The following is a 19,807-nucleotide window of genomic DNA, read 5'->3' as shown; positions in this document are numbered from 1 at the left end:
AGGTCGAATCGTAATTCGCCCACGGCAGACACGAAAGACTGGAACCTCCTTCGGAAGCTATGTCAACGTACAACACCCCGTCAGTGCGAGGTTGGTAAGAGACCCGCCGGGATACCCGATGAGGAGCTCTCTTTAGTTGAGGCCGCACTTACCCAGTCGCCAGCAAGACACTCTTGCAGGACGGCGCGAGCACCATAGCCCACGATTCCCGATTATCGAAACCGGGGATCCTGCAGATCATTGATGTCGTTCGTGGCGGCTGTACGTAGAGGTGGAGCCGCGCGTGGCGTATGACGACTCCCAGGTTCAAGGAAGACATCAATGGCTCGTCCCCCTGCACTCAAGCTTGCCGAGGTCCTGCAAGAGATCCGCATGAGTCCATCGGCCTTCTACCGCTTGCGTGCCAGAGGTCAGGCCCCCCGAATGATCAAGCTGCCTAACGGCGAACTGCGCTGCCGCCGCGCCGACTTGGATGCGTGGTGGCAAGCGTGTGAAAGGGATACGCCTGAATGGCGATGAGTTACAAAGTCCGGTTCTGGGAGATACGCGAGCGGACCGATCGTCCCTCCAGCTTCGAGGTCCGCTGGACGGTCAACGCCAAAGAGAACTCCGAGTCCTTTCGAACCAAGGGGCTCGCGGACAGCCGACGGTCCAAGCTGATGGTCGCCGCTCGCGATGGCGAACCATTCGATACGCAGTCTGGTCTGCCGGCCTCCGAGATACGCGCTCTAAGGCAACGTACGACGTGGTACGTCCTCGCTAGGGAATACGTTGAGCGGAGGTGGGAGCGGACTCCAGGAAACACTCGCCGCACGATCGCAGAGGCCCTGGCCACGATTACCCCAATGTTCGTCGAGGGAGGCGCTGTCTACCGGGAACCTCGCGTGCTACGTCGAGCCCTGTACTCGTGGGCCTTCAACAAGAAGGCGTGGCAGGACGATCCCCGAGAAGACTGGCAAGCCGCACTCAAGTGGCTGGAGCGCCGCTCGCTGCCTGTCAGTGAACTGGAGGAGCCGGATGTCTTGAGGAGAGGGCTCGACGGACTCTGCCGGAAACTCGATGGGACAGCGGCTGCCGCGAAGACCGTGAAACGAAAGAGAGCAGCGGTCAACGAGGTGTTCGGCGAAGCAGTCGAACGCGGCTACTTCTCACACAACCCGCTCAATGGTCTTCGCTGGTCGGCGCCAGAAGTCGACGATGAGGTCGACCCCGACTGCGTGCCGAACCCCGTTCAGGTCGCCCGACTGCTGTCTGCTGTGAAGGCCCTGCCAGGTCGCGGCCCTCACCTGTACGCCTTCTTCGGTTGCATGTACTACGCCGCCATGCGCCCGGCGGAGGTCATCCACCTCCAGAAGTCACAGTGTCGGCTTCCGGCGAGTGGCTGGGGACTTCTGAACTTGAAGGGCGGCGTTGTGACCGCCGGTAAGGAGTGGACAGACGATGGTGCAGTACACGAGATCCATTCTCTGAAGCGCCGGGCAGCCAGGGCAACGCGGCCGGTCCCGATTCCTCCCGTCCTCGTCCGCATGTTGCGCGAACACATGCGACAGTTCGGAGTTGCTCCCGATGGACGTGTGTTCCGCAATGCGGCGGGAAACTACATCGATGCCTCGGCGTACGGCATCACCTGGGGGCGTGCTCGCGAGGCCGCTCTTACTCTGGACGAGCACTCCCTGGAGCTGGCCAAGCGCCCTTACGACCTGCGCCACGCCGGCATCTCGTTCTGGTTGGCCTCCGGGGTCGACCCAGCGGAGTGCGCGCGCCGAGCGGGCCAGAGCATCCAGGTCCTCTTCCGCTACTACGCCAAGTTCCTCGCCGAAACGAGGAACCACGCCAACCGGCTGATCGAGGCCTCCATGGAGCGCTGGGAGGGCCCGGCGGATGATGCAGAGGGGCCATTAGCGGAACCTTGGCCCGGAAATGCCCCGGAACTGCTGGTCAGAGGTGGGATAGCGGTGGGAGATATCGGGAGTAAGGGCGCGTTTCGACTCGCCGCTTGATTGCGCACCGAGAGGGGTGCCTGACGGGAATCTTCCCTGGTCAGGCGCCCCTTTTGCTGTGCCTAAAAGAAGCCCAGCTTCTTCGGCGAGTAGCTCACCAGAAGGTTCTTGGTCTGCTGGTAGTGCTCCAGCATCATCTTGTGCGTCTCACGCCCGATCCCGGACTGCTTGTACCCGCCGAACGCCGCGTGCGCCGGATACGCGTGGTAGCAGTTCGTCCACACCCGGCCCGCCTGGATCGCGCGGCCCGCTCGGTAGGCGGTGTTCATGTCCCGGGTCCACACACCCGCCCCGAGGCCGTACAGCGTGTCGTTGGCGATCTTGATCGCGTCGTCGAAGTCGCCGAACGACGTCACGGACACCACCGGCCCGAAGATCTCCTCCTGGAAGATCCGCATTCGGTTGTCGCCCTCGAAGATGGTCGGCTGGACGTAGTAACCGCCCTTCAACTCGCCGTCGTACTCGACGCGTTCACCGCCCGTGAGGATCCTGGCGCCCTCCTGCCGACCGATGTCCAGATAGGAGAGGATCTTCTCCAGCTGGTCGTTGGACGCCTGCGCGCCGATCATCGTGTCCGTGTCGAGCGGGTGACCCGGCTTGATCAACTCGGTCCGGGCGACCGCCCCTTGGAGGAAGTCGGCGTAGTTGCCGCGCTGGACCAGCGCCCGGGACGGGCAGGTGCACACCTCGCCCTGGTTGAGCGCGAACATGGTGAAGCCTTCGAGCGCCTTGTCGCGGAAGTCGTCGTCCGCAGCCCACACGTCGTCGAAGAAGATGTTCGGCGACTTGCCGCCCAGCTCCAGCGTGACCGGCTTGATGTTCTCCGAGGCGTACTGCATGATCAGCCGCCCCGTCGTGGTCTCACCGGTGAACGCCACCTTCGCCACCCGCGCACTGGACGCGAGTGGCTTGCCCGCCTCCACCCCGAAGCCGTTGACGATGTTCACGACACCCGCCGGCAGCAGATCCGCGATCAGGCTCATCCAGTAGTGGATGGACGCCGGCGTCTGCTCGGCGGGCTTGATCACGACCGTGTTGCCCGCAGCCAGCGCGGGCGCCAGCTTCCACACGGCCATCAGGATCGGGAAGTTCCACGGGATGATCTGCGCGACCACCCCGAGCGGCTCGTGGAAGTGGTACGCCACCGTGTCGTCGTCGAGTTCGCCGAGCGACCCCTCCTGCGCCCGGATCGCGCCCGCGAAGTAGCGGAAGTGGTCGATGGCGAGGGGGATGTCGGCGGCGAGCGTCTCCCGTACCGGCTTGCCGTTCTCCCAGCTCTCGGCGACCGCCAGTGCTTCGAGGTTCGTCTCCATCCGGTCGGCGATCTTCAGCAGGATGTCGGACCGCTGGGTCACCGACGTACGGCCCCACGCCGGCGCCGCCGCGTGCGCCGCGTCGAGCGCGCGCTCCACGTCCTCGGCGGTGCCCCGCGCGATCTCCGTGAACGGCTGCCCGTTCACCGGACTCGGGTTCTCGAAGTACTGCCCCCGGGCCGGCGGCACGTACTCGCCGCCGATGAAGTGGTCGTAGCGCGCCTGGTAGGAGACGATCGCGCCGTCGGTACCGGGCGCCGCGTAACGGGTCATGCTGGCCTGCCTCCCTGAGCAGAACCGCCCGCCGTTGGACGGCTCACGCCGCGAGGCTAGAAGCGCCGAGGTTGCAGCCAGGTTGCGCACGGATCCCGGCGGCGCCGTGCGCGCGGAGTCGGGCACGGACCTGTCATGCGTACGAGGGTGCCGCCACGTGTGCCGAGAGGTGCCGGACACCCGCGTGAGCCGGGGGACCCGCGCCCCACGATCCACGGGCCCTGGACGGCGCCGCCCGGACAGCGGCTCCTCGGGCGCATGGGTGCCCGCCCGCCTGCCGTCAGTGCCGGACGGCCTGATGCGGCCATCCCCGTGGGGCCGCCTGTTCCGACTCCAGTTCGTTCAGGCGTGCCCGCACGGCCGCCGTCGGTCGTACGGCCGCGAGCGCGCGCCAGACCTCGAGGTCGTCCTCGCCCCACGGCGCGTGGGCCCAGTCGGCCAGCAGGTCCGGGTCCCGGCGGGCGACGAGTGCGGTGCGCAGACCGTCGGCGAGCCTGCGCCGCAGCCGGGCCACAGCCGGCGCCCGGGAACCGGGCAGCAACGGTCCGGCGTACGCCCGCACCGCCGTCGTGACCGCCCCCGACTGCAGCGCCCGCTCCACGACGGCGATGTCCGACTCGACCGGCACCGTCAGCCGGTACGGACGCGACGCCAGCAGCCCGGGAGCCAGGACGCGCCGCAGCCGGGCCAGTTCGGCGCGCAGCGTCACCGGCGTCACCGACTCGTCCTCGTACAGCGCGCACTGCAGCTCGTCCCCGGTGAGCCCTTCCGGGTGGCGGGCGAGCAGGACGAGGATCTCGCTGTGCCTGCGACTCAGCCGCAACTTCCGTCCGGCGGCGAGCAGTTGGGCCTCGTCGCGGCCCAACGCGGTCAGTTCGAGCACGTCCGTGGCGGGCAGGGCCGGGGTGAGCAACGCCAGCTGGGACTCGGCGGCCCGTGCCACCGCCTGTACGAACCCGAGGCTGTGCGGATGCGCGAGTCCGTCCCGGCCGGTGATGTCCACGGCACCGAGCACCCGTCCCGTACGCGGATCGTGCACCGGAGCCGCCGCGCACGTCCACGGCTGCACCTGCCGGCTGAAGTGCTCGGCCGCGAACACCTGCACCGGCCGGTCCACGGCGACCGCCGTACCCGGCGCGTTCGTACCGACCGCCGACTCCGCCCAGCGCGCACCGGGTACGAAGTTGATCCGTCCCGCCTGCCGTCTGGTCGCGGGGTGTCCCTCGACCCACAGCAGCCTGCCCTGCGCGTCGCACACCGCGAGCAGATGCTCGCCGTCGGCGGCGAAGGTGCCCATGAGTTCACGGATCAGGGGCATCACCCGGGCCAGCGGGTGCTCCGCGCGGTAGGCGCCGAGGTCGCCGTCCATCAGCTCCACGCTCGCCGAGCCGTCCGGCCCCACCCCCGCCCGGGCGGAGCGGCGCCAGGAGTCCGCCACCACGGAACGCACCGGCCGGGTCACCGTCCCCGCCTCGGTGAACGTCTCGTGCGCGCGACGCAGCACCCTGACCCGTTCGACGGGGTCGGCCCCCGGTTCCAGGGCCACCCATGGATCGGTCAACTCGGCCTCCCCGGTAGGCGATGCGGCTGGTGACATCGTCACTCCGGGGCTGGACCCGGACAACCGTTTGGACGGAGTCGACCGAACGACGCCACCACTGTTTCGCTCAGGCGGTGTTGACGAGGCGTATGTAGCGTGTCCAGTCCCATTCGGGTCCGGGGTCCGTGTGATCGGTGCCGGGCACTTCGTAGTGCCCGATGATGTGCGCGCGGTCCCTCGGTATGCCGTAGCGCGCGCAGATCGTCGCGGTGAGCCGCGCCGACTTCTCGTACAGGACGTCCGTGAAATATCCGGGCTGGTCCACCCACCCTTCGTGTTCGATGCCGATGCTGCGCAGGTTGTGGTCCCAGTCGCCCGCGTGCCAGGCGATGTCGTGCTCGCGTACGCACTGCGCCACGTGTCCGTCGCCGGACCGCACGACGTAGTGCGCGGACACCTTCTTGTCCGGGTGCTGGAAGACGGCCAGGGTGTTGGCGTAGGACGCCTGGGTGACGTGGATGACGACGAGGTCGGGGACCTGGGTACCGGGGCGGCCGGCCGGCGTGTAGTTGGCGGTGCTCGCCGGCTCCCAGGTGCCGAGGGGGTAGTCGCGGGACGGGGGTTGGGCGCCGATCCGGGGAGCGGGGAGCAGGGCGTAGGGGCCGACGGCGAGCGCGGCGTTCTTCAACAGCCGCCGTCTGCTGGGGAACGACCTGATCCGCGCCATCCGTGAAGGGCCTTTCGAGAGGGGGAGTAACAACAGGGAGTGGGGGAGTACGGGTCGAGAGACGCACTGCTGTGCCAAGGGGGTTGCAGATGCCCGACAGACAGGCTTCCTGGCTCAGAGCCGTAGCGCCGCCGCCGTCTCGCGCAACTGTGCGTGCAGCCCGCGATGGGTCTCGCGCGCGGGCAGCCACTCCTTCCGGATCTTCGCCACACATGTGTAGTTGGTGTCGCAGACATTGGCCAGCGGCGACTCGACGGCCTGCGTCGCGAACTGGTACGCGTCCAGCTCACTGAACCCGTAGTCCCGCACCAGCCACCGCACCAGGTCGAGCTGGGATATCCGGAACGCGTCCTCCAACGGCCGTGCCGAGCCGGTCGAGATGATGTGCGTGTCGGACTCGATACGCGGCCAGGGGGTGGCGACTCCCTTGAGCAGTTCGACGATCACCACGGTGTTCATCGCGCACTCGACGGCGACCCCACAGGTCTCGCCCTCGCCCTGCCGCGCGTGCCCGTCGCCGAGGCTGAGCAGCGCGCCCTCGACGTTCACCCCGAGATAGCAGGTGACACCGGCCCGCATCTCCGGCGTGTCCATGTTCCCGCCGTGCGCGTCGGGCACCAGCGCGGACCGCACCTCCAGGTTGGCGGGCGCCACACCCACCGTGCCGTGCATCGGGTCCATGGGCAGCTCGATCTCGATGTCGCTGTCCCGCGCGCGGAACAGCGCCGTACGCCGTGTCCGGTCGAGCTGCCAGATCCAGACCGTCTCCGGCAGCGCCGGCTGCAACGTGGCCGTGGTGTGCGTGGACGTGAGCGCCCCGAACAGCGGGACCGTCGTCGACGCCGCCCAGTCCCGGGCCGGTTCGATGGACACGAAGTGCACGGCGACCGTGTCTCCCGGCTCGGCGCCCTCCACATGGAAGGGACCCGTCTGCGGATTCAGGAACGGGAACTCGCACACCTCGGACACCAGGTCCTTCTCGGACCGCACCCGGCCGGCGAAACAGTCCTCCGTGTACAGGTCGAGGACGGTGCCCGGCGTGATCCGTGCGACGGGCGGCGCACCGCCGAACGTCCAGGCGTACTCGCCCGGTTCGGGGCGTACGGTCAGGATTTTGGGGTCGCTCACAGCTGCCAACTCCGTTCTGCGGACGGTCGGTGGAGGGGGTTCGCACCAACCGCCACCAGGACGGCCGGGCCTCACGTGGATCACGCTACGGCGCCCGGCGGTCGGGCAGGAAGAGCCCATGGATTTCGGTGGACGACCGAGCGATTGTGGATAACTCGGCCACCCGAACGGGTGAGGGTGGTGCACTGTGCGGCGGACAACGGCCGCGGCGGAGGCGCTCAGCCCGCCCCCACCGTCCGACCGGTCGGAGTCGCTCAGCCCCGCCCCGCCACCGCCCCCGGATCGTCCAGCACCGCCCGCACCACCGAGTGCGCGGCGCCCAGCAGCGGACCCTCGGGCCCCAGCCGCGACACCGACACCGCACAGGCGGGTCCCGTCGTACGCCGGTCCAGTTCCGCCTCCAGCGACGGCAGCAGCCACGGCGCGAGCTCGGACAGCGCACCGCCCAGGACGACCGTCTCGGGGTCCAGCAGATTGACCGCTCCGGTCAGCGCGATACCGAGTGCCGTGCCGGCCTCCTCCAGGACCCGCCGTACATCCGGGTCGCCCTGGGCGGCGCGCTCCGCGAGCAGCCCGACCCGGTCCTCGCCCGGCTCGACGCCCGCCGCCCGCAGGACCGCCTCCTCACCCGCGTACTGCTCCAGGCAGCCACGACCGCCGCACACGCACTCCGGTCCCTCCGGCCACACCGGCACATGCCCCAGCTCGCCCGCGAAACCCCGCGTTCCGCGCAGCAGCCGTCCGTCCACGACCACCGCCGCGCCGATGCCGATCTCGGCCGACACATGCAGGAAGTCGGGTGGGGTGCCGTCGCCGAGCCAGAGCTCCGCCAGCGCGCCGAGGTTGGCCTCGTTGTCCACGGTCAGCGGGAACTCGGCGGGGAGCAGGGCGCCGAGATCCGTGTCGTGCCAGTCGAGGTTGGGGGCGCGGACGACCGTGCGTCCGTCGCGGGCCACGAGTCCCGGCACGGCGACCGCGAGGCCGGCCGGCCACAGGCCCTCGCGCTCCGCCTCGGCGATCACCTTCCGCACCAGCCCGGTCAGTTCCTCGATCACCGGTTCGGGGGAGCGCCCGCGATGTGCACCGTGGCGCACGGCGCGCGCCCGCACCTCGCCCCGCAGATCGACCGCGCACACCGCGAGATGGTCGACACCCACCTCCGCGCCGATCCCGGCCGGACCACGCCCGCTCACGGCGAGCGCCGATCCGGGGCGCCCCACTCGGCCCGGTCGCTCGGGGCCCAGCTCTTCGAGCAGCCCCGAGCGGATCAGCTCGTCCACGAGCGTCGACACCGCGGCCCGCGTCAGCCCGATGTGCGAGGCGACCCCGGCACGGGAGAGCGGCCCCTCGGCGCTGACGGTGTGCATCACGCGCGCGAGGTTGCGGCGGCGCATGCCCTGCTGGGTGTCGGGCAGCCGGGCGCCCGCGCCGGGCGGACGGGCCTCGTGCAGCGGTGCGGTCATGCCTCCCTCAGTCCTCGGTGGGTGTCAGCGACGCCGGCTTTCGCGGACGTGCTCCTACGCCGGTTCGTATGCGTCAGCCGACGTCCGTACCCCGCTCCAGCAGCGGCGATGCGTCGGAGAGTACCCCGGCGATCCGGTCCAGCGTCGCCTGGTCCCGCTCCACCGCGTCCAGGACCGGCCCCCGGGCCGTGTCCCAGCGCCGGGCCACCGCGGCCGGGTCCTCGCCGGTCAGCAGCCCTGCCGCCTGGGCCGCGGCGCCGAGCGCGACCAGCTCCTTCGCCTCGGGCACCTGGACGGGCCGCCCCGACAGCCGACGTACGGTCTCCTGCCAGGCCGTGCCGCGCGCCCCGCCGCCGATCAGCAGCAGCGGCACCGAGCGGTCGGCGTCCGCGTCGAGCACCAGATCGAGGGCGCCGAGCAGCGAGTGCACGGCACCGTCGTATGCGGCCTGGAGCAGCTGTCCGCCGGTCGTGTCGTGGCGCAGCCCGTGCAGCAGTCCCGAGGCACCCGGGAGGTTCGGGGTGCGCTCGCCGTCCAGGTAGGGCAGCAGGGTGACGGCCGTGCCGGGTTCGACGGCCTCGCGGTCCAGGCCGAGCAGGGCCGCGACACGGTCCACGGCGAGCGTGCAGTTGAGGGTGCAGGCCAGCGGCAGCCAGTCCCCGCGCGCGTCGGCGAAGCCCGCGACGGTGCCGGTCGGGTCGGCGGGCCGGTGCGTCGAGACCGCGTACACCGTGCCCGAGGTGCCGAGGCTCAGCACCGGAGTGCCGGGGCGCAGCCCGAGTCCGAGCGCGGCGGCGGCGTTGTCGCCGGTCCCTGCGGCGACCAGGGTGCCCTTGGAGAACGGCAGGTCATGGCTGTCGCGGACGGTCCCGGCCACCTCACCGGGGCGGACCACCCGGGGCAGCAGCGCGGGGTCGAGCCCCACATGTGCGAGCACCTCCGCGTCGTACGCCTCCGTCCCGGACGCCCACCAGCCGGTGCCGGAGACATCGCCGCGGTCGGTGGTGCCCTGGCCCGTGAGCCGTTCGGTGAGGTAGTCGTGGGGGAGCCGTACGGCCTTGGTGGCGCGCAGTGCCTCCGGCTCGTGCTCCGCCAGCCAGGCCCACTTCGTGACCGTGAAGGAGGCGCCCGGCACGCTTCCGGTGCGCTCCGCCCAGGTCTTCGCGCCGCCCAGTTCCTCGACCAGGCGGCGGGCCTGCGGCGCCGAGCGCACGTCGTTCCACAGCATTGCCGGACGGACCGGCTCGCCCTGGGCGTCCAGGGTGACGAGCCCGTGCTGCTGGCCGCCGATCGACACGGCGGCGGCCTCGCGGGCCGCGTCACCGCATTGGCTCAGCGCCTCGCACAGGGCGTTCCACCACTGCCGCGGGTCGCTCTCGCGGCCCGCCCCGGTGGTGACGGTGTGCGAGGCCTGGCCGCTCGCCACGACCTGTCCGGTGGCCGCGTCTACGACCAGCGCCTTGGTGGACTGGGTCGACGTGTCCACGCCGACGACGAGCGGACCCTCGGCTGCTGACATCGGGCTCTCCCTTTTCCGCGGCTCCGCGGGATCTGGCCTGGTGTTTTCCGGTGCCTGTCCGGGTCGCGGCGACCCGTCCCCACCCTCAGTCTCTGCTCAGGGAAACGTTTCAAGGACACGTTGTCTCTTCCCAGAGATGCTTCCGCATACTAATTTGTAAACCGCCATGACGAAATAGTCGGAGCAGCAAGGAGCCGCGGCATGAACTACCAGCCCACCCCCGATGACAGGTTCACCTTCGGCCTGTGGACCGTCGGCTGGCAGGGACGGGACCCGTTCGGCGACGCCACCCGCCGTGCGCTCGACCCGGTCGAGACGGTGCAGCGCCTGTCCGAGCTGGGCGCCCATGGGGTGACCTTCCACGACGACGACCTGATCCCGTTCGGGTCCTCGGACGCCGAGCGCGAGTCGCACATCAAGCGCTTCCGCCAGGCCCTCGACGCGACCGGCATGAAGGTGCCGATGGCCACCACCAACCTCTTCACGCACCCCGTCTTCAAGGACGGCGCGTTCACCGCGAACGACCGTGAAGTGCGCCGCTACGCGCTGCGCAAGACGATCCGCAACATCGACCTCGCGGTCGAACTCGGCGCGGAGACCTACGTCGCCTGGGGCGGCCGGGAAGGCGCCGAGTCCGGCGCCGCCAAGGACGTACGCGTGGCTCTGGACCGGATGAAGGAGGCCTTCGACCTCCTCGGCGAGTACGTGATCTCCCAGGGCTACGACCTGAAGTTCGCGATCGAGCCCAAGCCGAACGAGCCGCGCGGCGACATCCTGCTGCCGACGGTCGGCCACGCCCTTGCCTTCATCGAGCGTCTGGAGCGCCCGGAGCTGTACGGCGTCAACCCCGAGGTCGGGCACGAGCAGATGGCCGGGCTGAACTTCCCGCACGGCATCGCCCAGGCCCTGTGGGCGGGCAAGCTCTTCCACATCGACCTCAACGGCCAGTCCGGCATCAAGTACGACCAGGACCTGCGCTTCGGCGCCGGTGACCTGCGTGCCGCCTTCTGGCTGGTCGACCTTCTGGAGAGCGCCGGTTACGCGGGCCCGAAGCACTTCGACTTCAAGCCGCCGCGGACCGAGGACCTCGACGGCGTGTGGGCCTCGGCGGCCGGCTGCATGCGCAACTACCTCATCCTGAAGGAGCGTGCGGCGGCCTTCCGCGCCGACCCTGAGGTCCAGGCGGCCCTGCGTGCCTCGCGCCTGGACGAGCTGGCGCAGCAGACGGCCGCGGACGGCCTGGCGGGCCTGCTCGCGGACCGCTCGGCCTTCGAGGAGTTCGACGTGGAGGCGACCGCCGCGCGCGGCATGGCCTTCGAGCAGCTCGACCAGCTGGCCATGGACCACCTGCTGGGGGCGCGCGGCTGAGTCGCGTACCGGGGACACCCGTCTCCGACGGGTGTCCCCGGTTCACTGCCGCATCGGCTGTGCTCCGGTTGATCCCCTGTGACCGGTCCTCGCACGGATTGCTCCGGAATCGTGCGGTCCATGGCATGAGGCCGTATCAACTTCCGCGTGGGGGTCGCGTGCTGACCGGTTCGCGGCGAGTCTTGACGGTATGGCCATGCCGCCCGTACCGCCTCAGCCGCCCGGGCCGCCGGGGGGCGCTCCGCCTCCGGGCGGTGGCTTCGGACCACCTCCTGAAGGCTTCGGCCCGCCCTCCGGAGGAGGCTACGGAAGCGGGGGCTACGGCCCTCCTTACGAGGGCAACGGCAGCGGTGGCTACGGGCCTCCTCCGGGCGGCGGCAACTGGCTGCCGCCGGAGCAGCCCGGGCAGCCCGGTGACCCGGGCGGACACCGAGGGCCGGGCAGGCGTCCGAGTCCGCTCCTGATCCTGATCGCCGCGATCGTCGTGCTCGGAGCCGTCGTCGCCGTGGTGCTCCTGGCCTCCGGAGGCGACGACCCGGAGAAGAACCCACCGGAGAGCAGCCAGAGTTCGAGCGGCACCCCCGAGCCGTCGTTCAGCCTCCCGACCGAACTGCCCACGAAGCTCCCCACCAAGTTGCCCACGGAACTGCCGTCCGGGTTCCCCACCGAGCTTCCGACCGAGTTCCCCACGGATCTGCCGAGCGAGTTCCCGAGCGACCTGGAGTCGCTCATCCCCCTGTCCGGCGAAGAAGTCCCGTACTACATGCTGCGAACGGGCGACTGCTTCGACACCGACGCCTCCCACCCCGGACAGGCCGCGAAGCGCGCGTGCGACGGACCGCACGACGCCGAGGTCGTGAAGGTGGCAGAGCTGGAAGGCGGTCACTCGACGGACGCCGCCCTGAAGAAGGCCGCGTCCGCCCTGTGCCGGTCTCCCCTGGAGCGCGCGGCGGCCGAGCAGCCCGCAGGTACCGTGCGGGGCAGCCTGGTGCAGTACCCGGACACCGCGAGCTACCGGTTGGGCATCGACAAGGTCGCGTGCAGCCTGGCCGCCGACCTCGGCTCCGGCACCCGGAAACTCACCGCACCACTGACCTGACGGCCCGGCAGATCGAGCTCCACGCGTGCGTGCCGCTCGATCGGCCCCTTTCCAGGGCCTTCAGAGAGACTCCTCCGGGGCCATGTGCTCCAGCGACGCCAGGGCGGTTGCCGGGTCCTGTGCCGACCGCCCGGCGGGCGCCCAACGGCCGCTCTCCTTCCGGTACGGCCACCAGCGGCCGTCACGCCCCAGGCGCAGCTGGCTGCCCGCGCCGACCACCGTCCACCGGTTGCGCGCCGCCCGCAACGCCGGTCGCCCGCCCTCGTCCCAGGCCGAGTCGAGAGCGGCACGCGCGCGTGCGAGTTCCTCGCCCTCGACCGCCCACTCCTCCTCCAGCACCGACAGCGCCGCCGTACCTCCTGACAGCCAGGCCCGGCCGGCCGACGCCAACTGCTCCCGGCTGCGACCGGACCCCTTGGCGAGCCGGTCCGAAACGGGCCCCGAAGGGCCGCCCACAGCCAGCCGGACGGCGTCCTGAGACACCGTCAACTCCTCCTCGACCGGCCGCCGCTCATGACCGGACCCGAGCGCCTCGGCAAGCAGCCGATGCGCCTGCACGGCCGTCCGCGCGGCCAGGAACTCCAGCGCGCCCGGGTCCACCCCGGGCGCGGGCGGGACCTCGGTGTCCAGGGCCGGCGGTATCCCGGGCGCTTCGGGCAGCTGAGGCAGGGCGGGCAGCGCGGGGAGGATGTCCCCGGCCGCGTACGCCTCGGCCGCGTCCACACCCGCCGGCACGGCGGAACCGTCGGCAGGCGCGGCGCTACGGCTCTGTACGTCGTCCAGCAGGGCGCGTTCGCCGCGTCCCCGCATCAGCAGCAGGACGAACGGGTCCTGATCCAGCAGCCGAGCGACCTGGTAGCAGAGAGCCGCCGTATGACCGCAGTGGTCCCAGGCGCCGCAGTCGCACTCCGGCTCCAGATCGCCCATGCCGGGCAGGAGTTCGACTCCGGCGGCGGCCGAGTCCTCCACCAGGTGCGGAGGCATCTCCCGGTCGAGCAGGGCCGCGATATGACCGGCCCGTTCGACGGCCATGTCCAGAAAGCGGTCCCATTGGTCGCCGGACAGCTCCTGCAGCAGGACGTCGGAACGGTGCGTGGTGCGGTCGAGGTCCTGGACGACGGCGGTGATGCGTCCCGGACGCACCGACACGGCGCCCACGGCTCCCGCGCGCGCGAGCCGACGTCCCGCCCGCACCTGTTCGGAGTCCAGCGCCGCGTCCTCCAGCGACTTCAGCCAGGCACGCCCCCACCACGTCTCCGCGAACCCTCGCCCCGCTGGCGGGGGCAGCGCGGCGAACGTGCGCTCCAGGCCGACACCGGACGCGTCGCCCTCGTATGCCTCGCCGTCGTAGTCGTCACCGTTGCGCGCGTCCCTGTTGTGCTCGTCAACGCTGTGTTGATTCATCGCGCGCCCCCTCGCAGCCGCACCAGATCGGCCAGTTCGGTGTCCGTCAGTTCCGTGAGCGCGGCCTCGCCGGAGCCGAGCACCGCGTCGGCCAGAGCCTGCTTGCGGTTCAGCATCTCGGCGATGCGGTCCTCGATCGTGCCCTCGGCGATCAGCCGGTGCACCTGCACGGGGCGGTTCTGCCCGATGCGGTACGCGCGGTCCGTGGCCTGGGCCTCGACCGCGGGATTCCACCAGCGGTCGTAGTGCACGACATGCTCCGCCCTGGTCAGGTTCAGGCCGGTGCCCGCGGCCTTCAACGACAGCAGGAAGACCGGTACTTCACCCTCCTGGAAACGCTCCACCATCGCCTCGCGTTCCGTGACCGGCGTGCCGCCGTGGAGGAACTGCGTGGGTACGCCGCGTGCCGCCAGATGCCGTTCCAGGAGCCGCGCCATCCGCACGTACTGGGTGAAGACCAGAACGCTCGCCCCCTCGGAGAGGATGGTGTCGAGCAACTCGTCCAGCAGCTCCAGCTTCCCGGAGCGCCCCGCGATCTTCGGCCGGTCCTCCTTGAGGAACTGCGCCGGATGGTTGCAGATCTGCTTCAGACCGGTCAGCAGCTTCACGATCAGCCCGCGCCGGGCCATGCTGTCGGCGCCGGAGATCTCCGCCAGCGTCTCCCGGACCACGGCCTCGTACAGTCCTGTCTGCTCCTTGGTGAGCGACACGGCACGGTCGGTCTCCGTCTTCGGCGGCAGCTCGGGAGCGATACCCGGATCCGACTTGCGCCGTCGCAGCAGGAACGGCCGTACGAGCCTGGCCAGACGCTCCGCGGCGGCCGGGTCCTGACCGCCCTCGACGGACTGCGCGTACCGCGAGCGGAAGGTGCCGAGCCGGCCCAGCAGCCCAGGAGTCGTCCAGTCGAGGATCGCCCACAACTCCGACAGGTTGTTCTCCACCGGAGTACCGGTGAGCGCCACGCGTGCGCGTGCACCGATGGACCGCAGCTCCCGGGCCGTCTCCGAGTACGGGTTCTTGACGTGCTGTGCCTCGTCCGCCACGACCATGCCCCACGGCACCTCGGCCAGCCGACGCGCGTCCAGGCGCATCGTCCCGTAGGTGGTGAGCACGAACTCGCCGTCGGCCAGGGCTTCCAGACTGCGCCGCGACCCGTGGAAGCGGCGGACGGGCGTACCGGGCGCGAACCGCTCGATCTCGCGCTGCCAGTTGCCCATCAGGGACGTCGGACAGACGACGAGGGTGGGTCCCGCCGCCGACTCGTCGGTCTGCCGGTGCAGATGCAGCGCGATCAGGGTGATCGTCTTGCCGAGGCCCATGTCGTCGGCCAGACAGCAGCCGAGCCCCAGGGAGGTCATCCGGGCGAGCCAGTTCAGGCCCCGCAGCTGGTAGTCGCGCAGGGGCGCAGCGAGAGCGGCCGGCTGACCGACCGGGTCCTGTGCCTCCGGGTCCGAGATGCGGTCCCGCAGGGCCGCCAGCCAGCCGGTGGGCCGCACCTCCACCTGGCGCCCGTCGACCTCCGTCGAGCCCGTCAGGGCGGCGCTGAGGGCGTCGACCGGCGTGACCTTGCGGTCCTGCTGCGCATGGGCGCGGCGAACCTCCCCGGGGTCGACGAGGACCCACTGGTCGCGCAGCCGCACCACCGGGCGGTTCGCCTCGGCGAGCCGGTCCAGCTCCTCCCGCGTGAGCTGCTGGTCGCCCAGGGCGAACCACCAGTTGAAGGCGAGCAGCGCGTCGGCCGACAAGAACGACGGCGTGTCCGACGGGACCTTCCCGGGGCTCGTGTCGTCGTCGGGCGGGCCGACGACCGCGCGGGCCGTCAGCTTGCGGGCCAGTTCCTTGGGCCAGTGCACCTCGACCCCGGCGGCGGACAGCGCGCGGGCGCCCTCCCTGAGCAACTCGGTGACCTCTTCGGCGGCCAGTTCGACGGCGTCCGGCACGGCCGCCGAGAGCAGGGGCGTCAGCGGAGGCCAGGTCCGGGCCGCGCGGCGCAGCGCGAGCAGGGCGTCCATCCGCGCGCGCGGGCCGAAGGCGGAGCCGCCGGTCCCGGCCCACACCTCGGCCGCGTCCGCGACGAGCCCGGGCTCGCTGACACTGTGCACCTGGAGCACGGCCCGGAAGCGGAGAGCCGTCTCGTCCGGTTCGGCGGACGCCAGACCCGGAACCTCGATCCGCAGCGAGATCCGTACGCCCGCGTCGTGCCCGGCGGCGACCTCGGTGGCCCACGCGCGCTGCTCCGGCACGTGCTGCGGTTCCCGCATCGCGTAGGCGGCTCCGCCCGTGGCGAGAGAGGCTGCGGGGGAGCGGGGCAGCGAGTCGGCCACCGCGTCCAGGAAAGCGCGCAGCAGCCGCTCCGGGTCGGGCAGCCGGGGCGGCTCCGTGCCCTCCAACGGCACGGCGTGTGCGTCCGGGGGCATCGCGGCGGCGAGTTCGCGGACACGCTCCACGTCCGACGCGCCCAGTGGACCGGCCCGCCAGGCGTCGTGGTCCCGTGCGGACAGGCCGGGCAACAGCAGCCCGCGCGCGGCCAGTTGCAGGGCGAGAACGGCGGCCGTCCCCCAGAACGCCGTCGCCCGATGGGCCTGTGCGGCGGCACGCGCGCGCGTGAGGACCGGCAGCGCCGCACGCACCGGGAGCAGGACGGCGGTCACCCGCGTTCGCTTGACACCGTGGTCGCCCGGCAGGACAACGGTCAGCTCGTCGACGGTTCCGGCGGCGACGGCGAGCGGTGGGTCGTCGTCGGGCCGCCAGAACGCGACCGTGCCGGTGCGGGCCGGATCGGCGGGCACGAACACGGCACAGCAGCGGGCCAGTTCGGAGATCTCGGACGGTGTTGCCGCGGGAATCCTCTGCACAGCGATGGCCGCATTCCTCAAATTTGACTACTGGGGTCCGGGTCGCCGAGAGTACAGCACCCCGAGGGCCAACCCCGCATGGCCGAGTCATGACCCAGGTCACTTTGCCGAAGGGGTGCCATCAACCCCCTCAAGGCGGCGGGGATTTCCCCCGCACGGACACGGGTGGTGGCGTCATGGTCGCCGAGGGTGTCCGCTTCGTACGTTTCCTCAGGTCAGCCCGATGCCCGAAGAGAGCCGGAGACCGACCATGTCCCAGACCGCCGCCCTTGCCGCCGAATCTCCGGGTTCTCCCGCCGCGCAGTCCGGCGGCAGCGACTTCGCCCCGCTCCTGCGCACCATCAGAGGGCAGGGCCTTCTGGAACGGCGGCACACCTGGTACGCCCTCGGCATCGTCGGCAACCTGCTCGCGCTGGCCGGCATCGTCACCGGCATCGTGCTGATCGGCAGCTCCTGGTGGGTCCTGCTCCTCGCACCGCCGCTCGCCGTGTTCTGCGCCCGCACCGCCTTCATAGGCCACGACGCGGGCCACGCCCAGGTCACCGGCAACAAGGCTGTAGGCCGTGCGATCGGCCTGTTCCACGCCGACCTGCTGCTGGGGATGAGCTATTCCTGGTGGATCGACAAGCACAACCGGCACCACGCCAACCCCAACCACATCGACAAGGACCCCGACGTCGTCGCCGACGTCCTGGTCTTCACCGGCGAACAGGCTCGGCACCGCACCGGCTTCCGGCGCTGGCTCACCCGCAACCAGGCCTGGCTCTTCTTCCCGCTCACCCTCCTCGAAGGCATCGCCCTGAAGATCTCCGGCTTCGGGGACCTGCGCCGACAGGCGCCCCGGGAACGGGCCGTGGAGGCCGTCCTTCTGGTGACTCACGTCGCCGCGTACACGACGCTGCTGCTGACCTCCGTCTCCGTCGGCCAGGCACTCGCCTTCGCCGCCGTCCACCAGGCGCTGCTCGGCCTCCACCTCGGCCTGGCCTTCGCGCCCAACCACAAGGGCATGGAGATGCCCGACCCCGACGGCGAGCGCTGGGGCCATCTGCGCCGCCAGGTGCTCACCTCCCGCAACGTCCGCGGCAGCGCCCTGACCGACTGGTTCCTCGGCGGCCTCAACTACCAGGTCGAGCACCACCTCTTCCCGAGCATGCCCCGCCCCCATCTGCGGCTCGCCCAGCCGACGGTGCGCGCCTACTGCCGTGAGATGGGTATTCCCTATACGGAGACTGGGCTCGTCGACTCGTACCGGCAGGCCCTGCGTCACATGTACGAGGTGGGAGAGCCCCTCAGGGGCATCTAAGGGTCGCGTCTCAGGGACGTCTCAGGGTCGCGGTCCGGAACCGTGGGAGGCGCGGACCCGTTTTCAGAGCAGAGAGCGGCCGTGGCCGCGAAGGAGGCGACACTCATGTCGAGGAACGCGAAGATCGCCGCAGGGGGCGTGGCAGTCGGGATCATCCTGTTGTTCTGGCTGCCGTGGTGGGCCGCGCTGCTGATAGTGCTGGGAGTCCCGGCGGCTGCCTATCTCACGCTGGACCCCGCACAGCGGCGCAGGCTGCGCCGTGTCTCACGCAAGAAGGAGATCGGCCGCTGAGGCGCCGCGACCCGGTGCCGCCCGCGCCCCACCCCGGCTGACGCCCCGACCTGCTGAACTCCGCCTGGAACCACAGGTGTCCGGGTGGGGCTCAGCGGGGCTCAACTGGGGCGTACGGCCATCTTGTCGAGCGCTTCGAGGAGGCCGGGAAGTTCCGGTCCCCGGCCCACCGGCAGCACCTCTCCGGGCTCGTCGTCGAGCAGCACGAAGGCGATGTCGTCGGTCCTGGCCACCATCGACCAGCCGGGACCGTCGGCGCGCAGTGTCCGCGCGTCGCCCGGAGCGAAGGAGGAGCGGACGCGGCCGAGCGGCGGAGGCGTCTCCACGTACGCGCGTGCCTCCGCGAGGACCCGCCGGATCCCGGCACGGGGCCGGTTCACGGTGCCTTCGGCCCGGTTCACGGTGTCCTCGGCCGGGTCGGCCGCCTCCGCGACCTGGTCCGTGTCCGGCTCGGCGCCGTCCGGCTCGCCCCCGGATGCCTCGGGAGCCTCGGGTGTCGCGGACCTGCCGCCCGGTGGGGTGAAGTCCGCGTCGCTGAGCTGCTCCCGCCAGGTCGCCCACTGGAGCGCGATCTCGTCGGCGCCCAGACGCCGCTGGGCCGGGCCCCAGGTGGTGGTGTCCGGCGGAGCGAGCGGCGGCCGGTCCGTGAGTTCGGGGCCCGGGTCGTGCGGGGCGGGCACATCCGGAGCCGCGACGGCGACCGCGAGAGGCCAGCCCGGCAGGGCGGCGACGACCGTGTGCTCCTCCGGGGACAGGTCGTACTCCATACCGCAGTCCCACGACGCGATCGCGACCGCGACCAGGGAGACGTCGTCGATGACCACCGTCCACCGCGCGCCGTCGCCGTCCTGGCCGAGCACCAGCCCGTATCCGTCGGCGAACGGCGCGAGGCCGAGCGCCGCACAGGCCTCCGGATAGTCGTCGCCCAGCACGCTCGGGAACTGCGCGGGCGTCAGCAGCACCGCCGTGAGCACATAGAGCGCGTCGTCCTCGGCGGCGACGGCCTCCTCGTCCGTCTCTGCCATCCCAGCCTCCCCATCGGTTCGTCCATCGGCGCGCACCCTAATCCGAGCGGAAGGTCCTTGTCACGACTCCCACCCCACCCGGAGCTGCTGTTTTCCCGCCGGACAGGGAGGAATCGACCGGATGTGCCCGCTTCGGTCAGGTGGCCGGGAGTCCGAGGAGATCCCTGGCCACCGTCCGCGGTGACTCGTCGCGCTCCCTGGCCAGTGCGATGACGGCACGGCACGCCAGCTCGTTCACCCCGAAGGACAACGCCTCCGGGGACACCCAGGCCACGGCCTCGTCCATCTGATCCTGGTCGTCCTCCGCGCATGCCGACACATACACGGCAGCGGCCTCGAAGAGATTGTGCGTGCGCTTCTCCTGCCCCGCGCCCACTTCCGAGCGCCAGGAATGAAGAAATCTGGTGAACGATTTATGGATTCCGCCGAACATGTGGACCACCCTCCCCCTGTGTGGTTGCCATGGTTGATCGTTCATCTGCTCCTACCAACGTAGGGT

Annotated in this window: 16 protein-coding genes; 6 read left to right on the top strand and 10 right to left on the bottom strand. The window is 70.8% G+C overall.

The features are described from left to right. Positions 1-321 precede the first annotated feature (321 nt). Together ACWCRB_RS08990 and ACWCRB_RS08985 are read left to right on the top strand one after the other, a co-directional pair. The gene (locus tag ACWCRB_RS08990) at positions 322-519 is read left to right on the top strand and encodes a helix-turn-helix transcriptional regulator (RefSeq protein ID WP_254650162.1); all 198 of its coding nucleotides are present in this window, start codon (positions 322-324) and stop codon (positions 517-519) included. Continuing rightward, a complete protein-coding gene (locus ACWCRB_RS08985; RefSeq protein ID WP_450995393.1) occupies positions 516-2,000 on the top strand; it encodes a tyrosine-type recombinase/integrase in 1,485 nt (494 codons plus the stop codon). Before ACWCRB_RS08990 ends, ACWCRB_RS08985 begins: the two co-directional genes overlap by 4 nt. A gap of 62 nt (positions 2,001-2,062) precedes the next feature. Here ACWCRB_RS08985 and exaC read toward each other — a convergent pair whose 3' ends face one another. The 6 genes from exaC to xylB all read right to left on the bottom strand — a co-directional run bounded on the left by exaC (position 2,063) and on the right by xylB (position 9,963). Next, on the bottom strand, positions 2,063-3,586 hold the full coding sequence (gene exaC / locus ACWCRB_RS08980) for an acetaldehyde dehydrogenase ExaC (protein ID WP_450995392.1): 1,524 nt from the start codon (positions 3,584-3,586) through the stop codon (positions 2,063-2,065). Positions 3,587-3,866: 280 nt separating this feature from the next. Then, positions 3,867-5,183, bottom strand: a complete 1,317-nt coding sequence (locus ACWCRB_RS08975) for a GAF domain-containing protein (RefSeq protein WP_450995391.1) — start codon at positions 5,181-5,183, stop codon at positions 3,867-3,869. A gap of 70 nt (positions 5,184-5,253) precedes the next feature. Continuing rightward, positions 5,254-5,853, bottom strand: a complete 600-nt coding sequence (locus tag ACWCRB_RS08970) for an N-acetylmuramoyl-L-alanine amidase (protein WP_450995390.1) — start codon at positions 5,851-5,853, stop codon at positions 5,254-5,256. A gap of 114 nt (positions 5,854-5,967) precedes the next feature. After that, positions 5,968-6,981 (bottom strand): acetamidase/formamidase family protein, encoded by a 1,014-nt coding sequence (locus tag ACWCRB_RS08965; RefSeq protein ID WP_450995389.1) that lies wholly within the window; start codon positions 6,979-6,981, stop codon positions 5,968-5,970. Positions 6,982-7,235: 254 nt separating this feature from the next. Next, a complete protein-coding gene (locus ACWCRB_RS08960; RefSeq protein WP_450995388.1) occupies positions 7,236-8,444 on the bottom strand; it encodes an ROK family protein in 1,209 nt (402 codons plus the stop codon). 73 nt (positions 8,445-8,517) lie between these two features. Continuing rightward, entirely contained in the window at positions 8,518-9,963 is a 1,446-nt protein-coding gene (xylB, locus tag ACWCRB_RS08955; RefSeq protein WP_450995387.1) for a xylulokinase, read from the bottom strand. A gap of 201 nt (positions 9,964-10,164) precedes the next feature. Here xylB and xylA point away from each other — a divergent pair, with 201 nt between their 5' ends. Then, the gene (gene xylA / locus ACWCRB_RS08950) at positions 10,165-11,331 is read left to right on the top strand and encodes a xylose isomerase (protein ID WP_389359732.1); all 1,167 of its coding nucleotides are present in this window, start codon (positions 10,165-10,167) and stop codon (positions 11,329-11,331) included. Positions 11,332-11,521: 190 nt separating this feature from the next. Further along, the gene (locus tag ACWCRB_RS08945) at positions 11,522-12,430 is read left to right on the top strand and encodes a hypothetical protein (protein ID WP_450995386.1); all 909 of its coding nucleotides are present in this window, start codon (positions 11,522-11,524) and stop codon (positions 12,428-12,430) included. A gap of 60 nt (positions 12,431-12,490) precedes the next feature. On the opposite strand, the gene ACWCRB_RS08940 is transcribed toward ACWCRB_RS08945, so the two are convergent. Next, positions 12,491-13,834 (bottom strand): SWIM zinc finger family protein, encoded by a 1,344-nt coding sequence (locus tag ACWCRB_RS08940; RefSeq protein ID WP_450995385.1) that lies wholly within the window; start codon positions 13,832-13,834, stop codon positions 12,491-12,493. After that, entirely contained in the window at positions 13,831-16,689 is a 2,859-nt protein-coding gene (locus ACWCRB_RS08935) for a DEAD/DEAH box helicase (protein ID WP_450995384.1), read from the bottom strand. Before ACWCRB_RS08935 ends, ACWCRB_RS08940 begins: the two co-directional genes overlap by 4 nt. Before the next feature lie 250 nt (positions 16,690-16,939). On the opposite strand from ACWCRB_RS08935, the gene ACWCRB_RS08930 reads away from it, so the two are divergent. Continuing rightward, positions 16,940-17,992, top strand: a complete 1,053-nt coding sequence (locus tag ACWCRB_RS08930) for an acyl-CoA desaturase (protein ID WP_450995383.1) — start codon at positions 16,940-16,942, stop codon at positions 17,990-17,992. A gap of 105 nt (positions 17,993-18,097) precedes the next feature. After that, the gene (locus ACWCRB_RS08925) at positions 18,098-18,283 is read left to right on the top strand and encodes a hypothetical protein (protein WP_450995382.1); all 186 of its coding nucleotides are present in this window, start codon (positions 18,098-18,100) and stop codon (positions 18,281-18,283) included. A gap of 101 nt (positions 18,284-18,384) precedes the next feature. Here the strand turns inward: ACWCRB_RS08925 and ACWCRB_RS08920 are convergent, their stop codons facing one another. Further along, a complete protein-coding gene (locus tag ACWCRB_RS08920) occupies positions 18,385-19,308 on the bottom strand; it encodes a hypothetical protein (protein WP_450995381.1) in 924 nt (307 codons plus the stop codon). A 136-nt stretch (positions 19,309-19,444) separates the two neighbouring features. Then, positions 19,445-19,741 (bottom strand): hypothetical protein, encoded by a 297-nt coding sequence (locus tag ACWCRB_RS08915; RefSeq protein WP_450995380.1) that lies wholly within the window; start codon positions 19,739-19,741, stop codon positions 19,445-19,447. Between the last annotated feature and the right edge of the window lie 66 nt (positions 19,742-19,807).

Source organism: Streptomyces sp. NPDC002156 (assembly GCF_053593675.1).
This window is presented reverse-complemented; position numbering and strand designations above follow the sequence as displayed.